General features: G+C 38.6%; 17 protein-coding genes. 3 read left to right on the forward strand and 14 right to left on the reverse strand.

Features of this window, described 5'->3' with window-relative positions:
- Positions 1–43: 43 nt before the first annotated feature.
- From M3196_RS16150 to M3196_RS16180, 7 genes are all read right to left on the reverse strand, one after another.
- Positions 44–1,168 (reverse strand): NAD(P)/FAD-dependent oxidoreductase, encoded by a 1,125-nt coding sequence (locus M3196_RS16150; protein WP_251323346.1) that lies wholly within the window; start codon positions 1,166–1,168, stop codon positions 44–46.
- A gap of 45 nt (positions 1,169–1,213) precedes the next feature.
- Positions 1,214–3,739, reverse strand: coding sequence for an AAA domain-containing protein (locus M3196_RS16155; protein WP_251323347.1), 2,526 nt, complete (start codon positions 3,737–3,739; stop codon positions 1,214–1,216).
- Positions 3,740–3,822: 83 nt separating this feature from the next.
- Positions 3,823–4,047, reverse strand: a complete 225-nt coding sequence (locus M3196_RS22260; RefSeq protein ID WP_425311016.1) for a DUF1540 domain-containing protein — start codon at positions 4,045–4,047, stop codon at positions 3,823–3,825.
- 88 nt (positions 4,048–4,135) lie between these two features.
- Positions 4,136–4,843, reverse strand: a complete 708-nt coding sequence (locus tag M3196_RS16165; RefSeq protein ID WP_251323348.1) for a VCBS repeat-containing protein — start codon at positions 4,841–4,843, stop codon at positions 4,136–4,138.
- Positions 4,844–5,004: 161 nt separating this feature from the next.
- Positions 5,005–5,451, reverse strand: a complete 447-nt coding sequence (locus M3196_RS16170; RefSeq protein WP_251323349.1) for a hypothetical protein — start codon at positions 5,449–5,451, stop codon at positions 5,005–5,007.
- A gap of 88 nt (positions 5,452–5,539) precedes the next feature.
- Positions 5,540–6,622: a PQQ-dependent sugar dehydrogenase gene (locus M3196_RS16175; protein ID WP_338082958.1), complete on the reverse strand. Its 1,083-nt coding sequence runs from the start codon at positions 6,620–6,622 to the stop codon at positions 5,540–5,542.
- A gap of 186 nt (positions 6,623–6,808) precedes the next feature.
- Positions 6,809–7,777, reverse strand: a complete 969-nt coding sequence (locus M3196_RS16180) for an NAD(P)-dependent alcohol dehydrogenase (protein ID WP_251323351.1) — start codon at positions 7,775–7,777, stop codon at positions 6,809–6,811.
- A 275-nt stretch (positions 7,778–8,052) separates the two neighbouring features.
- On the opposite strand from M3196_RS16180, the gene M3196_RS16185 reads away from it, so the two are divergent.
- Entirely contained in the window at positions 8,053–9,561 is a 1,509-nt protein-coding gene (locus tag M3196_RS16185; RefSeq protein ID WP_251323352.1) for a multicopper oxidase family protein, read from the forward strand.
- Positions 9,562–9,634: 73 nt separating this feature from the next.
- Here M3196_RS16185 and M3196_RS16190 read toward each other — a convergent pair whose 3' ends face one another.
- From M3196_RS16190 to M3196_RS16220, 7 genes are all read right to left on the reverse strand, one after another.
- Positions 9,635–10,030, reverse strand: a complete 396-nt coding sequence (locus tag M3196_RS16190) for a VOC family protein (protein WP_251323403.1) — start codon at positions 10,028–10,030, stop codon at positions 9,635–9,637.
- Positions 10,031–10,217: 187 nt separating this feature from the next.
- The gene (locus M3196_RS16195; protein WP_251323353.1) at positions 10,218–11,885 is read right to left on the reverse strand and encodes a M4 family metallopeptidase; all 1,668 of its coding nucleotides are present in this window, start codon (positions 11,883–11,885) and stop codon (positions 10,218–10,220) included.
- A 456-nt stretch (positions 11,886–12,341) separates the two neighbouring features.
- A complete protein-coding gene (locus tag M3196_RS16200) occupies positions 12,342–13,340 on the reverse strand; it encodes a tRNA dihydrouridine synthase (RefSeq protein ID WP_251323404.1) in 999 nt (332 codons plus the stop codon).
- A 636-nt stretch (positions 13,341–13,976) separates the two neighbouring features.
- On the reverse strand, positions 13,977–15,356 hold the full coding sequence (gene rlmD, locus M3196_RS16205) for a 23S rRNA (uracil(1939)-C(5))-methyltransferase RlmD (protein ID WP_251323354.1): 1,380 nt from the start codon (positions 15,354–15,356) through the stop codon (positions 13,977–13,979).
- A 112-nt stretch (positions 15,357–15,468) separates the two neighbouring features.
- Positions 15,469–16,869, reverse strand: a complete 1,401-nt coding sequence (locus M3196_RS16210; RefSeq protein WP_251323355.1) for a S8 family serine peptidase — start codon at positions 16,867–16,869, stop codon at positions 15,469–15,471.
- Positions 16,870–16,898: 29 nt separating this feature from the next.
- A complete protein-coding gene (locus M3196_RS16215) occupies positions 16,899–17,528 on the reverse strand; it encodes a class I SAM-dependent methyltransferase (RefSeq protein WP_251323356.1) in 630 nt (209 codons plus the stop codon).
- 75 nt (positions 17,529–17,603) lie between these two features.
- Positions 17,604–18,509 carry a diacylglycerol kinase gene (locus tag M3196_RS16220; RefSeq protein ID WP_251323357.1) on the reverse strand — a complete coding sequence of 302 codons (906 nt, stop codon included), beginning with the start codon at positions 18,507–18,509 and terminating at the stop codon, positions 17,604–17,606.
- 315 nt (positions 18,510–18,824) lie between these two features.
- On the opposite strand from M3196_RS16220, the gene M3196_RS16225 reads away from it, so the two are divergent.
- Positions 18,825–19,316 (forward strand): GNAT family N-acetyltransferase, encoded by a 492-nt coding sequence (locus tag M3196_RS16225; protein ID WP_251323358.1) that lies wholly within the window; start codon positions 18,825–18,827, stop codon positions 19,314–19,316.
- Positions 19,317–19,370: 54 nt separating this feature from the next.
- A complete protein-coding gene (locus tag M3196_RS16230) occupies positions 19,371–19,583 on the forward strand; it encodes a hypothetical protein (protein WP_251323359.1) in 213 nt (70 codons plus the stop codon).
- Positions 19,584–19,621: the final 38 nt, after the last annotated feature.

Consider the following 19,621-nt stretch of genomic DNA (forward strand, 5'->3'; position numbering starts at 1 on the left):
ACCATAACTTAAAAAGACAACCCTAAAGTTGTCTTTTTACCTTCTATTTGAGATCTTTAAGTGCTCCTGCTACATCATAGCTGCTTATGTTAATTTCGGTTTGTTGATTGAGAGCAAGCTTTGCAAGTTCCGCACCAAGGTACGGGCCACTAGTCAGTCCTGATGCTCCTAACCCATTAGCGAGAAGGATGTTTTCATAATTTGGCAAAGCACCGATCACTGGTAAGAATCCAGGTGTAAACGGTCTGAACCCAACTCGGATCTCAAGTATAGTACTGTCTGCTAAACCAGGCGCAACAGCTAAAGATTTGGTTAAAATCTCATTGACTCCACCTGCCGTGACTCGGTGATCAAATACCGCTTCATCCTCATGTGTTGCACCGACAACTACTCTGCCATCTTCGAATGTGAGGATATATTGATTGGTTGGAGGCATCACAACCGGCCAAGAGCTTGTCTCGGTTTGAAGCAATTCTAGATGAACAATTTGAGCCTTTTGCGGTGTTACTGTGAAGTTAATACCTAGTGGCTCCATTAACTCGTGTGACCATGCTCCTGCGGTAACGACTACTTTGTCAGCAAGCAGCGTTTTACCCTCTAGGATTATTCCAAGGGCTCTGTTGTTTTCATGAACAATTGCTGCGTTACCGTTTAATAGACTAGCTCCGTTCTTTACAGCTGCACTTACTAAAGCATTTCGCAGTGCCCTTCCATTCACACGAGCCCCGCCGCTAACAAAAACAGATCCATATTCTTCTGAAATAGGAGGAAATAATCGTTTTGTTTCAGCAGGTGATAGTATCGTAACTTCACCAATTTCAGGAGCGTCTTCTCTCCGTTTTATTGCTCTTTCAGCCATCTTTTCCAGCCTTTCGGGGTCTGAATGAAGACTTATCGCACCTACCCGTTTATATCCCGTTTCCATTTCACCGTCAGCTTCCAATTGAGCAATCAATTCCGGATAGTAGCGGGCACCGCCTTTTACTAGCTGATACCAGGCTTTGTTCCGGCGCTGCGAAAGCCAAGGACACACAATTCCAGCTGCAGCATCCGTAGCCTGCCCTTTGTCCCCGCGATCCACCAATGTCACATCAGCACCTGATTTAGCCAGGTAATAAGCGGCAGATGCACCAAGGATTCCAGCTCCAATTACAATGATTTTTTGCATAAAAAAACACCTTTTTTCTTGTTTAACTTAAACAATAAATAAAAACTACACTTCTCTGCTAACATTTAGGATATGTAGAAGTTTTTGCCGGAGTCTCCTTTCTTCTTCACTTCCAGTTGTTTTCATTCTTATTATAGGAATACCGTATTTCTCTAAAATTCCATCTTTTAATTTATCTCGCTTTAATTGAGTTGGATTATTTGCATGATATTCATGACCATCCACTTCAACGACTAAAACAGGAGATTTATCGAGCTTATTAAAGATGACAAAATCAGTATGAGTTAATATATTTGATGCGTACTTTCGTTCTTCTTCTGTAAGTTTATAATGGTTTTTTATTAGCATCCTTAAAGGCTGGTGTAGTATATGATTTAGATTTTTAAATTCCGGCATACTTAATACCTTTTCTATTACTGCATTCATTAGGTTTTCTGATTTATATGCAGAAACATTCCTACTACTCACCATAATATCTAACAATTTTTCGGAATAACTGCTATAAAGCAAGTCAAACACCGAATAAATTTGGCTTTCAATTATTTCAAAGTTATTATATTTGATATATTTTATTAAATCACCAATATGTGTACCTTCCCATTTATCGCTACCTTCTGATACAACAATTACTAATTTTTCTACTGCACGGGAAACCGCAACATTAATAAGGTTTGGATTATCTACAAAATCATTAATTTTTATTTCGTTTGCAACTGTAGTTAAAATAATAATATCTCTCTCTTGACCTTGATATTTATGAACCGTGTCAGAATCTATATTGTTACCTTTTATAACCTTCTTTAACTCATCTGCTTGTAAACGAAATGGTGAAATAATTCCAACTGATTTTTTTTCATTATTTAGTTTTTGTTCAGGAATAATTTCATTAAAGACAACATCAATTTGTCGTTGATTTACTTTGCCTCTAGCGTGATTTCCTTTTACGGTTTTGTAAATGGTTAGTGGTTTCAGAGTTTGTTCTGCATTTGTTAATATAATAAGTTCGTTATTATAAAACTTTTGATTGCAAAATCCTATAATTTTAGGATGGCACCGATAATGTTCTTTTAAGAGAGTTTTAGGGATATTTTTAAACAAACTTAGCATAGAAGATAATAAACTATGATCCGCATAATTAAATGCGCTATCTAACTCAAAAGAATCAAATATTCTTCTTGTAGTATTTGCAACTTCATTTGAGATTACATTAGGAAGTTGTTTAACATCACCAACAATTACGGCATTTTTAGCGCTTGATAAAGCCAAAGCACCCGTAACTAAATCAACTTGTGAAGACTCATCAATTATTACATAATCAAACAAGTAGTTATTGACTGCACAATTACGCAATGAATGAGTCGTACTTAAAATCACAGGATATTCTTTAATAAAAGATTTAAATTCTTTATTTTTCCAAAGAGCTTCATCAGTAAAAATCTTCCTTCTATTCAAATAATTACATTTTTCGGCTAACTTAGCTTTAAATAACTCCATAGATTTACTACTGAATTCTTTTATTTCTCTTTCAAAGTTGTAGTTATTGAGCTTTTCAGATAGTATATCAATTTGGATTTGCATCTCATTAATTTTTGTAATGTAATAAGTTCTTTGCAAAAGTGAAACGACAACCTCCGGTGAAAAGTTATAAATTTTAAAGTTATATATGCCATATGCCAAAAGGTTGTATAACTTATTTCTTAATGGGATTTTTCCTTTAACTGCAATTCGCTTATAATTTAGCAATATTTTTAAAATCTTGTCGGAACTAATTCGAGAAAAAGAATTTAAATTAAATGACTTATAATTAGATTCGGTATAGTATTTATTAAAATATTCAAATTCAGTTTGCAAGTTAGATATTTTATGCTTTAATACAGCTTGTTCATTTTGATAACCAAGCATTTCATTTAGTTTCTGCTGAGACTCTATTAACTGTTTCTTAATCGTTTGCTGATCTGTTTTTGCTAGAACCCAATTATTCATATTTGGAAATATTTCATTTTGCTCAGCAAAGAATTTAGACTGATTTTCTTTATTACCTAGATAAGCTGCAATAAAATCAACATTATATTTTTGCAGTTTTTCAAAAACATTTGCAGTTGCAGAATTATTATTTGATACAACTGCTACTGTTTTATCATTAATAACTGCATTGGCAATTATATTTAGTATAGTTTGAGTTTTCCCAGTACCTGGAGGGCCTTCAATAATACTGATTTGTTTAGCCAATGCGTTTTCAGTCGCTAGTTTTTGACTTAAGTTAAAGCCAAAGGGAAATATAGGATGTGTTAGTTTATCCCCTTTGTTTGTAGATTTTTTCTCCAAATAAACAGATAAAACACTTCTTGGGCTGATTGTAGTTAATTTGCTGTACTGCTTACTTAAAAAGCTAATTTTTCCTTTTAAATCTTCATCAACACTTACCACATTTGCAAGTGTTTTTAAATACTCAAAACATAGATTTGCATCTTTATTGGTTAATCTAGAATCCTCAATAATTATTTCAGATTTCGAATAAATTTTACTAAATCCAGACTTAAAGACAAGCTTTATATAAAACTCAAAATCCAATATTTTTATAATTCCTGATAATGGTTGATTATTTTCAAACACAATATTAGTTTTTGAATCTATTACTTTTGAAATTTTATACCTTACCACATTTTCATAATTATATTTATAAATCTTATCACTACCGGAATATCTAACTTGCCATTTCCCAAAATCATACTTACAAAAAACATTTTACAAGCCGTTTCCATAACATTGCCAGCTTCTCTTCCATCTTCTCCAATGACATAAATCGAGTCAGCGACACATTTATCGCCTTCTTCCCAGTACTTACAATTCTCTACATTGCATAATACTTCAGTAGCCATTTAGAGTCACCTCCTTAAAGGTTTTGTAGTTTATTACCCTTTTTAGAGATAACGAAACTATTACCTAAATGGCAAGTGCTGTCCTATCTTAATATCCACCAACCGCTACATTCTGATTTTGCAAAATAAAACGATCGTTTTTCCACCCTAAAGTATTCAAAACATATCCTAGAGCATCCGCATTATATCTGCCGGCGATCTTTTGATAGGCTAATAGTTCATAGACTTTATTAGAGTCAAAATCAACCGGATATAACCCGCTTAATGGGTTAACGAAGCCCTCAATGGGACTTTTTAACTTTCCGTTAGCATTATAAATTTCACTCAAGTACTCTGGATCTCTCAAAGAAATATCTATTAAATACGTTAGATGATTAATCTTACTGATCACTTTCACTTTATAGTTGTCTTGGTAACTAACGTCATATTGGAATTGCTCGTTATACACATTGATATCGAATAACAGCTGCGGGTTATTATTCACAAAAGAATAAACATAGTCATATGTGAATGCACCGCTACCACCAGAGTCAATACGTATTAAAATATCATCCACGCCGTTACCTGTGAAATCTCCTAAAAATAACGTGGGGTTGTAACCAGCATTTTCACTTAATTGTACATTTCTTGTTCTCCCTGTTCTTCCGTCCTGAACGACAAGCGTAATATTTTGAATAAAAGGACTTTCAGGTGTTTTTGTTCCGGTTAAATACACATTGTCAGAAACCTTATCCCCCGTAACATCTCCTCTGGCAACAGAAACAATACTTGGATTCACTCTTGAATAGTTATACATAAAACTGCTCCTTGCCTAACTGCACTTTATTCATATCCTATGGGCTGTTAAGAGAATTGTTACATCTGTTAAAAATGCTTAAATTATTTATCAGATACGTTTTTCTTAAAATAATTAAAAAGCCAACACAGAATGTTGACCTTGATAACCTAGCATTTTTTTTATTGATTTTGAGATTCATATCCCATTTGTGTTAAAAGCTGTTTAGCTGAAGTTAAAGTTCGTTCTGCTTGTTGCTGCCATCTGATTATGGTTTCAACAAACGGTTTGTACTCATCAGGGGTATCGTCTCTCATGATAGGCAGCCATTTCATTACTTCCTGATCTTCTTTTAGTCCATTGTTCACACATGAAACCAAAATTTGAATAATCGTCTCATGTGTTTCACCATTTTGCAGACGTATTGCACTTCCCACGGCTGTCACCCGATGATAAGAAGCTGGAACAAGATGATTATGCATTTCAGCATTTCCTTTTAGGTCTGCTGTAGCTGGGATGACAAATAATTGTGTACTCATGGAACAAACCATTTCTTCAGCGTATAAGCTTTGATTTAAAAGCTGTAAAACGGCAGTCCAATCTTGTCTAAAAATATAAGGATTCAACACCTTCACCCACTTTTAGAAAATTCCTTATATCCTATGTGGTATAGACGTTTTTGTTTCAATAATTATGAACGGATCCCGATTCACACGCCTACTCCTCTAAAGGCAGTTTAAATAATTTATCATCACCTTCCCGTGGAGTTCCTCTCCCGTCACGGTTATTCGTAATCGTATATAATGCATCATCTTCAATCAGTACGTCCCGCATTCTCCCCGCGTTTTCAAAAAAAGGATTAACCGTTTTATCAGTCAAATTAAACACTAGAATACTCTCACCACGTAAATTTGCCACATAGATTTTATTCTCTTTAATAGCGATTCCTGATGGAGCCCATGTGACATTCCCTGAATGAAATAAGGGAGAAACCATATCGGGTGCTTGTTCATCGCCCTCCATGACCGGCCAGCCGTAGTTTTTTCCAGGTTCTATTAAGTTAATCTCATCATGAGCCTGCAGACCATGCTCTGAGCTATAGAAATTTCCGGCATCATCCCAAGCTAACCCTTGTGGATTTCGATGGCCATACGAATAAACATAAGAATTGGTAAATGGATTATCGCTTGGTACAGTACCATCTAATTCCATACGCAATATTTTGCCTGCTAGACTTTGAATGTTTTGAGCATTTTCTGGATTCCCAGCATCACCAGCAGTTGCAAACAATTTCCCATCGTATCCAATTTTAATTCGTCCACCGTTATGAATGCTTCCTCCAGGGATCCCTTCTAGGATAGTTCTTCTTTCCGTCCATGTATTGTCTTGAAGTTTAAGCACGATAATACGGTTATAAACAGCACCATCCTGTCTATAGGTATGGTATGCAATCGCTTCTTGGGAAGTATCAAAGTCAGGAGCAAGAATAAAGCCTAGCAATCCTCCTTCCCCACTATGCAGGACTTTCTTTGTAACTTCTACATTTTGAACTGTTTTTGAACCGCTATTACCATCCACTTTAATGACATAACCTGGCCGTTGGCTCATATAAAAGGTGTTATCCTGCTTGTTGATATTCCAAGGTATTTCTAGATCTGTTGCGATTACCTCCGCTTGTCTGGCAAGCACATCCACTGCGTCCTTCTCTCTTTTTTCGGATGTGTTTTTATCCTCATTGAAACAACCAGAAAGAAAGAGAACCGAAATTAGCGGAAAGATGAATCTTTTCAATATAAACACCTCATTTTTTCTATTTTAAGACTAAAAATAGTTTAGCCATAACTTTAATAGAATTAACAAATTTCTAAATTAACAAAACCTTTTTGTAGTTAATCATAACATTCAAAATTAATCTGTTCCTAAACAACGACAAAAAGGAGCTCAATTTAATGAACTCCACCTTATACATCAAAAAACATTTCACGATCACACACTAATGACGACTTTCCCTTGGGCGTGTCCTTCTTCAAAATACCTAAAGGCTTCTGGAACTTCACTCAATTTATAACTTCTATCAATAACAGGCTTTACTTTTCCCGACTCAAGAAGTTCTTTCATAAAAACCAGATCTTTTTGGTTTTGCCTTTGTAAAAAGCTGCTCATTGTCCTACTCCCAGTCAATGAAATCCAAGGACCCAGGAGCATAGTCTGAAACATTTGAGCTCCAGAACCTCCGACATGAACAAAAATGCCATTGGGATGTAACGTACGCTTATAAGCAGAAATCGGTTTTGATCCGTTAACTCCTAGAATCAAATCATAACGCTGTGTTCGTTTAGTAAAATCATCTCTCGTATAATCGATGGCATGGTCTGCGCCAATCACTCGTGCATTGTTTACATTTCTCGTACTGCACACAGCCGTTACCTCAGCTCCGAATGATTTGGCAATCTGTACTGCGAAAGTTCCCACACCGCCAGAGGCACCATTAATTAAAACCTTTTGACCCGATCGAATCTTGCCTTTATCCCGAATAGCCTGAAGAGCTGTGACTGCAGCCATAGGAACCGCAGCTGCTTCCTCGAAGGATAAATTGGCTGGTTTTAGTGCTAGGGCACTTTCGGGAACAGTTACATATTCGGCAAAGCCACCCCAGCCACAAGACGATAAATCTCCGAAGACCTCATCTCCAGGTTGAAACTGCTTAACATCTTTACCAACTGCTTCAATCCGACCTGCTATGTCACCTCCAGGTATAGGATATTTTGGTTTTGTAAGACCGAAAGCCAAGCGGGCTAAGAACGGTTCTCCTTTTAAAAGAACTAGATTGCCATAATTTAAGGATGCTGCATGAACCTTCACTAGTACTTGTTTGTCCTTAGGAATCTGTTTTTCAATTTCGATTAATTGTAAAACATCAGGTGGACCATATTTGTTATTAACGATCGCTTTCATCTAATTCCTCCTAATGAATAAAGACAACTAAAGACCCATTAATTAAAGATATTCAATTAAAAATATTAAAGACTTAATGCTCAAAAATCATTTGGAATCAGGCGTTTTTACGGAATTCATTCCATTATCGCCACTGCTTTATATCCTGGAGCTTCAATGACAAATGAGCAGCTGGTGTCAAAAAAGTTTTATGACTGGGCATTTAAACAAGCAAAATCTATTTGAAAAGCATTAATGATAGAAGGGGAAACTGTTTAAAAAGGAGATTAAACTATTTGGAGTTAGAAAAATTTGTTGATGCTCTTCCGATTCCTTCAATAATTACACCAAAGGAAATCTATAAAGGGAAGCCGCTTTATCATGTACGCATGATTGAGACACTGCATAAATTTCATAGAGATTTACCGAACACAAAGGTATGGGGATATAATGGGTTAGTACCGGGGCCAACATTTAATGTCGAAAGAAATAAGCCTATCTATGTGAGATGGACCAACCATTTACCCACAAAACATTTTTTACCTGTAGATCAAACCATTCACGGAGCTCATCACAATCCAGAGGTACGTACTGTTGTACACCTGCACGGAAGTCCATCAGAACCAGCTAGCGATGGTCATCCTGAAGCATGGTTTACGAGAAACTTCCAGCAAACAGGTCCTCACTTTATAAAAGAAATCTATCATTATACAAATCGGGAGCGAGCAGCTGCCCTTTGGTATCATGACCATGCACTGGGAATAACCCGTCTGAATGTGTATGCGGGTCTGTCAGGTCTTTACTTCGTTCGCGATAAACACGAAAGATCACTTCCGCTTCCAAAAGGGAAATACGAGATACCGCTTGTCGTACAAGATAAGTCCTTTAACCCAGACGGTTCTCTCCTCTATCCTGATCAGCCTGAAAATCCGTCCCCTGATTTACCATACCCTTCTATCGTTCCATCGTTTTTAGGAGATACCATTACAGTTAACGGTAAAGTTTGGCCATATATAAAAGTCGAGCCCCGTAAATACAGATTCCGACTTTTGAACGCTTCCAATACTCGAACATACAAGTTCCAATTAAGCGACCTGCGTTCTTTCTATTTGATCGGAACGGATGGAGGCCTGCTTGAACGGCCAATTCAAGTAGAAAGTCTGGATGTTTCACCAGCTGAACGCATCGACATTGTTGTTGATTTCTCAGAATTAATGGGACAAAAAATTAAATTGCAAGATGGTTTTGAATTAGGAAACCCAACCGGTGATATCATGGAATTCCAAGTAAGTAAGCCGTTATCTTACCCTGATCACAGCAGGATCCCTTCACATTTAAGTTACTTTGAACCTATTCCATTAAACAAAGTAAGAAAGGTAAGACGAATAACATTAAACGACTCACAAGATGAATATGGACGTCTAATGCTTTTATTTGATGATAAAGAATGGATGGACCCACCAACAGAAACGCCATTACTTAATTCTGTTGAAATCTGGGAGTTAGTCAATCAAACACCTGGCATTCATCCTATTCATGTACATCTGGTTAATTTCCGGGTTCTTGACCGCTTTGATCAGAATGGAAATTTGTTACCACCTCTTCCAGCTGATTTCGGTTTAAAAGATACTGTCCTTATAGCTGGCGGGGAAACCGTTCGTATCATCATGAAGTTTCAGCCTTATTGTGGAGATTATGTGTGGCACTGTCACCGGTTAGAACACGAAGATCATGACATGATGCGACCGTTAATAATCATACCTTCTCACCATTCCAAACCTTCCAATTCAAACGGACACCATTAAAACTGATTACTTTTATATAAATGTAAAAAGGCAACACCCAATAGGGGCGATTGCCTTCTTTACTAATTGGACTCTATTTTGCATTCTCATCAGGCTGATGGATTCCAAAAATATTTCCTTCTGTATCTATGTAATATCCCTGCCACGCCATTCCTGGAAGAGCATATTTAGGCATGGCTACCTTGCCACCATGCTCAAGAATTTTAGTTTCTGTTTGATCATAGTCTCCAACGCTCATTGTACACGCATAACCATTTAATGCTTGGTTTGCTTGAGGTGGAGGACTTTGACGCTTCATTAGAGCTCCATTGATCCCAGGTTCATTCGCATCACCAGTAACTGCCCCAAAGTAAGGCATTCCTGCGAACTCGCTCCAATCTTCAAATGACCAGCCGAATACCTCTCCATAAAACTTCTTTGCCCGTTCCATGTCATCTACATGAATTTCAAAATGAACTAATCTTCCCATCATGAATTACCTCCAATTTTAATAGTCTAATTATTCAGTTAAATTAACCCGCTTCTTTATAATAAACTATTATCATTATGGGTACAAAATTTTCCAACTTACCGTTCCACTTAAAAAAGGTGCCTGTCCCATTAACCATTAACACACAGGACTGACACCTTATTTCTTCAGGATTTTAAATATCTAATTACTGAATTCCTACCGCATCAAATCCAGATTGAACGGCAGCCTCTTCTTCACTGCCTTCACCATAAAGATCGATTGCAGATTGTACGATGGCCTGTCGTGCCTCGCTAAAATTGGAATTTGAGGTTAAATACACAGATAAAGCTCGATAATAGATTTTCCCTAGTTTTTCCCTTCCAATTTCTTGACCAATCAGGTATGCAGCGTGGTTGGTAATAGAGGAGTTAACATGAACACCGCCATTATCTACATTAAGTGGCATATTATAAAATTCATCCATATGATCAGGATAGACTCCACTGCCATACGCTGCTCTTTGCGGATTACTTACGATAACACTGTTTGGATTACTTAAGCTGCGCAATCTTGTTACACCATCCGCCTTAGCAGCTGGCGCCATAATGTCCTCACCCATTTCCCAATCACTATCGTCAACGAGTGCACCAAAAACGTCAGCGAAAGATTCGTTCAGTGCTCCAGATTGATTTCGATATGCCAGGTTCGCAGTATGAGAGATCACACCATGAGTCATTTCATGGGCAGCAACGTCAAGACCGGCTGATAATGGAATGAAAAACTCACCGTCTCCATCTCCATAGGCCATATAACGCCCATTCCAGAATGCATTATTATAATCGACTCCCATGTGTACATACGAATTAATAGCCATTCCTTCCCCATCTAGAGAATTACGGCCGTGTTCGTTTAAATAATACTCATAAACCTTCTCAGAATTATAGTGGGCATCAACAGCAGCTCGATCATAGTCGCTTATAAAGGCAGCAGAGTTCCCCATATATAGAGTGTCGTTACTGGAATCCCAATCACTTGTAGCATCATACGTGAAAATCCCTTCAAGATTTTCATGAGAGTAATCTGCTAAAGCAAACTTCGTTCCAGAGTTCTCTTCCTTCACTCGGGTAATATGTAATTCCCTGTGGTCACCATGTACACCTTTTCCAGAACCTGTTTGTGTTTTATGTTCATCCGCATGCATCAAACCATTAAACTTATCAATCACTTTCCCTGACTTTGCATCCACGTACACAAACCAGTTTCCCGGTTCATCACCCATGAAGTTAACATTCACTTTATAAGCTGTATGATTTTTCTTTTCAAAAGGATAGACGACAAACTCAGCAGTTGGCTCATATGTCAGCTCTTCTGGAGCGTTAACAGATGATAATGCAGCTTGAAGTGCTGCTTCCCTGCTGATGGAAGCAGTTGTATCCACTGCCTCAAAGGCAAGAGTCTGATTTGTTCTCCCGTTCACAGATACTAATTCATGGTTCTTATTAAAATGTGCAATAACCTCAGATCCTTCTACGTTCACTCCATTGATGGCTTGAGTAAAGCGGACATGAGTCATACCAAGTTCATCTTTTTGTATACTTTTCACTTTTAAATGTTTGTCCGGATTTTTAATTCCGGTTTTATCTTCGTTTTTCTTCAAATAATTTAAGGCATTGGAAGAGCTGCTAGAAGAGAACTTCTCTGCAACTTTCTCCTTCACAAAAAAAGGAACACTTGCTTTCTCATTCCACTCTTTAGAAGCTTGTACACTACTAATCTCACTTGAATTAACGGGCTGTGCAAAAACATTCACTGGAATAGAACCTACTAACAACGCTGACGACAGAAGTACAGGTGCAATAAGCTTTTTCTTCACTACTTAATACCTCCTATTAATTGGATGATTTAATTATAGAGAATAACGAGTCTATTTAAATGAATAATAAGAATTATCTTAATTTTATAAATAGTAAAAATTAAAGTTAATTAATAGGTTTTCATAGGTAGAATCTACCAATAGAAAAAGTAAAGATCGTATAAAATGAGAACTGAATGCAGGCCCGATATCATAAAAAAAGAAGGAGTCTGCAGGCTTTTGCTCCGCTTTCTCCTTCTTTATTTATTCTGACTTTATTTTAGTAAGTGTGTATTACGGTCTATATTACTTTAGCACCAACTTTGCTACACATTCTACGTGTATGGAGTGTATGTGGCAACATATAGGTGGTGAGAAAACAGTCTTTATCAAAAAAGTTGCCGGCTGTAATGGAACTTGATGCTAATAAAATAAGTACACATGAATTTTTCTAACTTTTTGAGAATTACATCATTTTCACTGTCCAGTCCCATAAATAATCTTCTCAAAGTTGTCAAGCAATGCACGCACTTCATCTGTTGATTTCGTGTTCATCAATTGATTTCGTAATTCAGCAGCTCCAGGGAATCCTTTGACATAGATTTTGAAAAAACGATGAAGGCCTGTGATTGAACGCGGTACTGCTTCCGCATATTGATCCTGAAGGTCAAGCTGAAGTCTTAAAAGATCAAGGTATTCTTTACTGCTGTGCTCTTTTGGCTCTTTTTCAAAAGCAAAAGGATTTTTAAAAATCCCTCGCCCGATCATTACGCCATCAATACCATATTGTTCAGCAAGCTGCAGCCCAACTTGACGGTCAGGGATGTCTCCATTTATTGTTAGCAGCGTATCTGGTGCGATACGATCACGTAATTTTTTTATTTCGGGGATAAGCTCCCAATGCGCATCTACTTGGCTCATTTCCTCTCTTGTGCGTAAATGAATAGAAAGGTTCGCAATATCCTGTTTTAAAATATGCGTAAGCCACTCCTCCCATTCATTTACCTCCTTGTAGCCAAGTCGTGTTTTCACGCTGACAGGCAGTCCGCCCGCTTTTGCTGCTTGAATAAGTTCTGCCGCAACGTCTGGACGCAGAATAAGGCCACTCCCTTTCCCTCTTGAAGCGACATTTGGTACAGGGCAGCCCATATTTATATCAATGCCTTTAAATCCCATCTCTTTCATGCCAATACTCATTTGGCGGAAGTATTCTGGATTATCACCCCAAATATGTGCCACCATCGGCTGTTCATCTTCTGTAAACGTCAAACGGCCGCGGACACTTTTCATGCCCTCCGGATGACAATAGCTATCCGAGTTTGTAAACTCTGTGAAAAATACATCCGGCCGACCGGCTGCACTTACTACATGACGAAAAACAACATCTGTCACATCTTCCATTGGTGCAAGTACAAAAAATGGACGCGGTAAATCACGCCAAAAATTATCTATCATTTTATGTTCAAATCCTCTCACTATGAATACAACTTCAAAATATCGGTAAAAAATATTCTTTAACACTTATATCATGACCGCTAACTAATTATCAAACACTGTACATTTATAATTTATGGAAAATTATGATACAGAGCGAAATGTTTATTTGGTTCTGAATGGTATTTTCACAAACAAAAAAGCAGAGGATATAGAATTTTTCTATCTGAGCTCTTTCCTATTATACTAACTTCAAATACACGACTGCTTCACACCTATTTACTTTTTTGTAATAAAGAAATAAAAGTAAACAAAAAAGCCTCATCCACCAAGGAATAAGGCTCTTACAATTATGATGGACATCGCTAAAATTCCCTACCGATTTCACCCCACTCAAACCCGCATTCCTTCGTTCGCTGTCATAATAAAGGTTTCGCATAACTCCCGCTTTTTACCCTTTTTCACCTCAAAAATTCACTTTTCCACGCTCTTTTTTCACGCTTTCTTTCACGCCTTTTCTCGAATTAGAATAAAGTTTTCCGAGGCTACAAAAAGAAGAAAGGCTTATCCCGTTAAGGATAGCCCTGCTTTTCTCACGCTTTTTTACGAAATCTTTTTTCTCACTTGAAGGAGAAATCGGAAAGGTTTATTGTGTGATCGGTGAAAATTATTGGTTAGTTACAATGAGAGGACAAGTTTCGCAACTGCCTCACAATGCGTAGTCTGCGGAAACATATCCACTGGCTGGACTTCCACTGTTTTAAACCCGCCGTCTTCCAGCAGCCGGAGATCGCGTGCCAATGTTGCTGGGTTACAGCTAACATATACAACACGTTGTGGTTTCATATCAATGATTGTTTTTAATAGTTCTTCGTCGCAGCCTTTTCTTGGGGGATCAACCACGATCACTTCTGGTGTGATACCTTGCTTTTTCCACTCTGGAATGACATCTTCTGATTTTCCTACTGCGAACTCTGCATTTGTGATGTTGTTTAATTCTGCGTTTCGTCTAGCATCTTCAATGGCTTCTGGTACAATTTCAACTCCGTATACTTTTTTCGCTTTTTGAGCTAAGAAAAGTGAGATTGTGCCGATCCCACAATACGCATCTATTACGGTTTCGTCACCGTTCAGCTCAGCGTATTTTAACGCTTGATCGTATAGTACTTTCGTTTGATCCGGATTGATTTGATAGAAAGATCGTGCAGAGATCGCAAACTTAATGTCACCGATGTAATCGTAGATATACTCAGCACCCCATAAAACTCGTGTTTCGTCACCAAAAATTACGTTCGTACGCTTAGAGTTTATGTTTTGCACGATTGATTTAATCTCTGGTAGTGCTGCTGTTATATCTTCGATGATTTTTTTACGCTGCGGTAGATCCTTACCGTTTGTCACTAAGACAATCATCAAATCGCCAGTGGTCTTCCCGTAACGTGCGATGATATGGCGGAGAATGCCTTTGTGTTTTTGTTCATCATAGGCTGTAATGTTGTACTTGTTTACGATCTCTTTTACAGCTTGAACGGCGTCATCGTTCGTATCGCCTGTAATGATGCAGCTGTCCATTTCTACGATTTCGTGGCTGCGTTTTTGATAAAATCCTGTAATGATGCGGCCGTCTCGCTCCCCAACAGGTACTTGTGCTTTGTTACGGTAGCGCCAAGGTTCTTCACCCATGCCAAGCGTGGGTAATACAGGAACTCCCTCAAGTTTGCCGATTCGTGTAAGTACGTCTTCTACTTGTTTGCGTTTATATTCTAACTGACCTTCATAAGATAAATGCTGGAGCTGACAGCCTCCACACCATTTATAGATTGGGCATGGTGGTTCAACACGCTCTGGACTGGCTTCAATAAGTTCTTCTAACCGTCCAAATCCGAATCCTTTCTTCACGCCAATAACCTTTACCATTGCACGCTCTCCCGGCAAGGTATTCGGTACAAACAAAGTAAACCCATTAACGCGCGCTACTCCTGCACCTTCATGGGTTAAATCTACGATATCCACTTCATAACTCTCATTTTTATGAACAGGCAAATCAGCCTTTGTCATTTTCATCGTCCTTTTTTCCATTATGCTTTTCTGATTGTAGCATAACTGCTCATGGACACCAAATGGCAATATAAAAAGAACAGACCTAAAAGTTCAGGTCTGTTCCCCGTTATTAATTACCCGCTGCTTTTACAGCCTCATACGCATTCACGTATCCTGCTCCAACTTCATGGAACTTGTAGCCTGCCATTGGATCAGCTGTTGATTCGAGCAATTGAAGAACTTGATCAGGCTGTAAGCTCGGATTCGCTTCAAGCATCAATGCCGCCACACCCGAAATGTGCGGAGTAGCCATACTTGTACCGCTTGCTGTAGTGTAGTTTGCAAGATGCTCCGGTGCAATATATTCAGCATCTGTTACCGAGCCAAGAGTGTTCATCACTACTCCAGTTTTAGATTTTGTAGAAATGATATCAACACCTGGTGCTGTAATATCAGGGTGAAGCAAGTTATCTCCTTCTACTCCACGGGATGAGAAGTCTGCAAGCTGCTTGTCCTTTGTTCCGGCAGCAACTGAAATGACCCAAGGAGCTGCTGAATATGGATTTAACGTGTTGTCGTCAGGCCCTTCATTACCCGCCGCAAACGTTACGACCATCCCAGCGTCATGTGCCTTTTTACTCGCTATGTTGATTGGATCATTTGCTGAGTAATCACCTGTTGTTCCCCAGCTGTTTGAGATTACGTCAATACCGTACTCTTCTTGATTTTCAATCGCATAATTAAAAGCTTCTAGCGCCCAAAAGATGTTGATTCCTTCTCCTGTACTAAGACCCACTAGCTTTGCATCTGGTGCGACACCTGTATACAATCCTTCACTCGCTGTTCCAAGTCCTGCAATGGTTCCTGCAACGTGAGTTCCGTGACCAGATGATGTATCTGTGTTTTGAACATTTTCAAGGTAAAGCGGTTCATTTGAGAACAGATCTCCCGCTAAGAATTTTACGTTTTGAATGACTTTTTCTTCGCCGAACGGCAGATCTGGATGTGTCGCATCAATTCCGCTGTCGATAATGGCTACCGTCGTACCTTTCCCTGTATAACCTAACTCATTCCACACGCGCTCAGCTCCGATTAACTTGCGGCTGTCTTTCATTAAGAAGTTTAAATCTTTATTGTGGTAAACAGAAACGGCATTTAAGCTGCTTGAGAGCAATGATGTAATCTCAAGTTTCGTTCCTTTAACAGCAACCATTGGCAGTTCGCTGAACGTTTTTGTTTCTAAGCCCAGATTTTTCAAAGCTGTCACATCCGATGAACTCGGCAGTGATTCATACGTAACTACCGCTTCCACCAATGCGTTAGATGTAATATCACTCAATACCTTTGTAAGTTCTGTATCCACTTCTATTCCAGCAACTGCCTTGGCATTTTGCTGAGGCAAGAAAAAGGCGCAGCTAACATAACTGTTAAACACAACGATAAAAACTTCTTCATCATCAAACCCCTCCGCTTTCCATTTTATGAATTGTTTTAATTTTCTAACATAATATTGGATGGGGCAATCATGCAAAGGGGATAATTCTTATTACTGCAAATGGACTAAACTGATATATCGTTAGTTGTACGACTATCTCGTGCTACGATAATGGTATACAGTCCGTTTAGCGTTTTATATTCTTTTGTTATATCGATGGGAAGTGCATTTTTGATTTTATAAAAATCTCGGTTAATATCCGTTCCGATCGCTGATGTTACCTTATTTAGCAGTCTTCTTATAAGATTTGGATGGCTATATGAATCTATGAATTTATCAAAAATTAATATAGTACCTTCTGGGGCTAAATAGTTAAAACTTTTCTCTAGTACTTTTTCAGGATGCTCGACAACACTTAAGATTAAGTTCAACACAATAATATCGAACTTTTGATTTTGAAAATCCATTTCTTCGGCGTTCATTTGCAAAAGAGTGATGTTTCTTCCATTCTTCTTTCTCTCTGCAATTTTTAACATGTCTTCTGATAGATCCATTCCTGTAATGGCATTCCTTTTTGGGAGAAATGAAAAATCCTCGCCTGTTCCCACTCCAACGAGCAGTAGAGAATGACCTGGTTTAACTTCTATTTCAGATAAAGCTTGTTGCCGGGCTTTCCGAAAAAGACGATTACCCATGAATTTATCGTAAAATGGAGCAATCCTTTTATATTTTTTAATAGTTGAGTTGTTTTTCATATTTAAATTCCCCCTATAAAAAAAAAGAACACCTAAAAGCTTAAATGCTTAGGTGTTCCATCTCGTTAGCTTATATTATGGTTTGATTCTTTCTTTTGGTACTAACAACTCGAAGTGATGATGCAGGTTCTCGAATTCACCTGGCAGAATGCCGCCCAGCTCACCGTCGAGGTTGATCTGCATCTTTTCACGAGGTGTTACTTTAACACGTTTCGCCTTTTTGTAGATTACGTGATCATCGTGAATATGTTCACCGCGAATCGCAAGTGACGCGATACGTACAAACTCAGCCAGGTTTGTTTTCTTTAAAATGATAACATCGAAAAGTCCGTCATGGAATTCAGATGTAGGAGCAAGCTTTTCAAAGCCGCCAACAGAGTTCGTATTGGCTACTAAAAATAGCATGATCTCGCCTTCGTATTTTTCTTTATCGTCAAATTCGATATCAACATAAGTTGGTCGGATCGATGGGAGCATCTCGATTCCTTTAAGGAAGTATGCCAGTTGGCCGATCATCGTTTTAAGCTTGCTCGGCACTTCATAAGTTAGTTCTGTTATGCGTCCGCCGCCCGCAATATTGATAAAGAACTTATCATTCACTTTACCGATATCAACTGGCATATGTGTACCGCCGCAAAGGACGTCACAAGCACCTTCAATCGTTCGCGGTACACCAACTGCACGTGCAAAGTCGTTCGTTGTTCCTGCAGGAATGATGCCGAGCATGGGGCGATTCTCAAGACCAGCTAGGCCGTTAACTACTTCATAGATGGTTCCGTCCCCACCAGCTGCGATAACAAGGTCGAAACCTCTTTCTCCAGCAAGGCGTGCCGCACGTGTAGCGCAGCCTTCTTCAGGTGTTGTGGCATGGCATGATGTTTCATAGCCTGCGTTCTCAAGTCGATCCAAAATATAGGGAAGCTGTTTCTTTACTGTTTCTCGTCCTGAACTTGGATTATATATTAGTCTTGCACGTTTCATAACTTTCACCTTCGTTGTTTGACTTCTTTTAAAAGTTTTAACTTAAATCTTTCGCTGTATAACTACAAAAAACAGTCCGTTCATGGACTGCTTCTAAAGATTCCTCTTATATTATAGTGATTCATGTCCTAAAAAGCAAAGCTGTTTGCACGGTTGCATGTGTTGAAATTGTGTCTAAATTGTAGGGGGTCTGACCCGGGGTCAGACCCCCTACAATTCTCATACAATTCTCGCACAATTTACATAGAATTCTTCTATGAAAATAAAGGAGTTTTGTGTCTGTTTATGGAATTTTCTAGGTGAGGAGTGTGTAAGATGGAAAAAACAACATTAGAAATTTCCTTATCAACACCAGAAGACTATGCTGGTCTGGTTGAAATCGATCATCTCGTCTGGAATATAGACACAACACCTGCACCAGACATCCGCTGGGATTCACCTGAGGATTATGGCAAGCAGTTTCCTGCAGGGAGTCAAATAGTCGCCCGCTGCAAAGGGAAAGTTTGCGGCTACATTTTCTATAAAGATGTAATCCCAGTCCCTTCAAACATGCATGTAGCAGATCTGGCGATGGCTGTTCACCCTGATTATCATGGACAGAATATTGGTTCCGAGCTTATGCGGGCAGTTGAGGAGCTTGCACGGGACAACGGCAAAACTAAGCTATCTTTACGCGTTTTATCAACAAATGAGAAAGCCATCCGCTTTTACAAAAAATGCGGCTACCAGGAACAAGGAAGACTTGTCGGAGAATTCTACTTAAACGGGCGCTTTGTCGATGATTTGCTTTTTTATAAGCATATCTAAAAACTGACCTCATAGATTAACTTATGCACCACTATCTCTAGGAGGTGTTTTCAAATGTTTTGGATTTTTATTTTGTCACCACTCGCTGCGGTCCTCTTGCTTTTTGCAATTGTGCATTGGAGAACGAAACAGAGGTATAAAAGATACAATGCGAAATATGAACTTGAAGAACATGTCAGTGATCAAAATAAAATCAACAATGCCGCCGCCTGGAACTCTTCACAGCAAAATCACCATTCTGGCGGTGGAGGCGCAGGTGGGATTTAAAAAGACGGGATCTTATTCCTGTCTTTTTTCTCGCTTAA

It is taken from the genome of Fictibacillus nanhaiensis (assembly GCF_023715445.1).
GTDB classification, from domain to species: domain Bacteria; phylum Bacillota; class Bacilli; order Bacillales; family Fictibacillaceae; genus Fictibacillus; species Fictibacillus nanhaiensis_D.

What these genes read in the sequence shown, in the direction of transcription:
- M3196_RS16150 (WP_251323346.1), bottom strand. Translation starts at nt 1,168, where the DNA reads ATGCAAAAAATCATTGTAATTGGAGCTGGAATCCTTGGTGCATCTGCC.
- M3196_RS22260 (WP_425311016.1), bottom strand. Translation starts at nt 4,047, where the DNA reads ATGGCTACTGAAGTATTATGCAATGTAGAGAATTGTAAGTACTGGGAA.
- M3196_RS16165 (WP_251323348.1), bottom strand. Translation starts at nt 4,843, where the DNA reads ATGTATAACTATTCAAGAGTGAATCCAAGTATTGTTTCTGTTGCCAGA.
- M3196_RS16180 (WP_251323351.1), bottom strand. Translation starts at nt 7,777, where the DNA reads ATGAAAGCGATCGTTAATAACAAATATGGTCCACCTGATGTTTTACAA.
- M3196_RS16190 (WP_251323403.1), bottom strand. Translation starts at nt 10,030, where the DNA reads ATGGGAAGATTAGTTCATTTTGAAATTCATGTAGATGACATGGAACGG.
- rlmD (WP_251323354.1), bottom strand. Translation starts at nt 15,356, where the DNA reads ATGACAAAGGCTGATTTGCCTGTTCATAAAAATGAGAGTTATGAAGTG.
- M3196_RS16215 (WP_251323356.1), bottom strand. Translation starts at nt 17,528, where the DNA reads ATGAAAAACAACTCAACTATTAAAAAATATAAAAGGATTGCTCCATTT.
- M3196_RS16220 (WP_251323357.1), bottom strand. Translation starts at nt 18,509, where the DNA reads ATGAAACGTGCAAGACTAATATATAATCCAAGTTCAGGACGAGAAACA.
- M3196_RS16225 (WP_251323358.1), top strand. Translation starts at nt 18,825, where the DNA reads ATGGAAAAAACAACATTAGAAATTTCCTTATCAACACCAGAAGACTAT.
- M3196_RS16230 (WP_251323359.1), top strand. Translation starts at nt 19,371, where the DNA reads ATGTTTTGGATTTTTATTTTGTCACCACTCGCTGCGGTCCTCTTGCTT.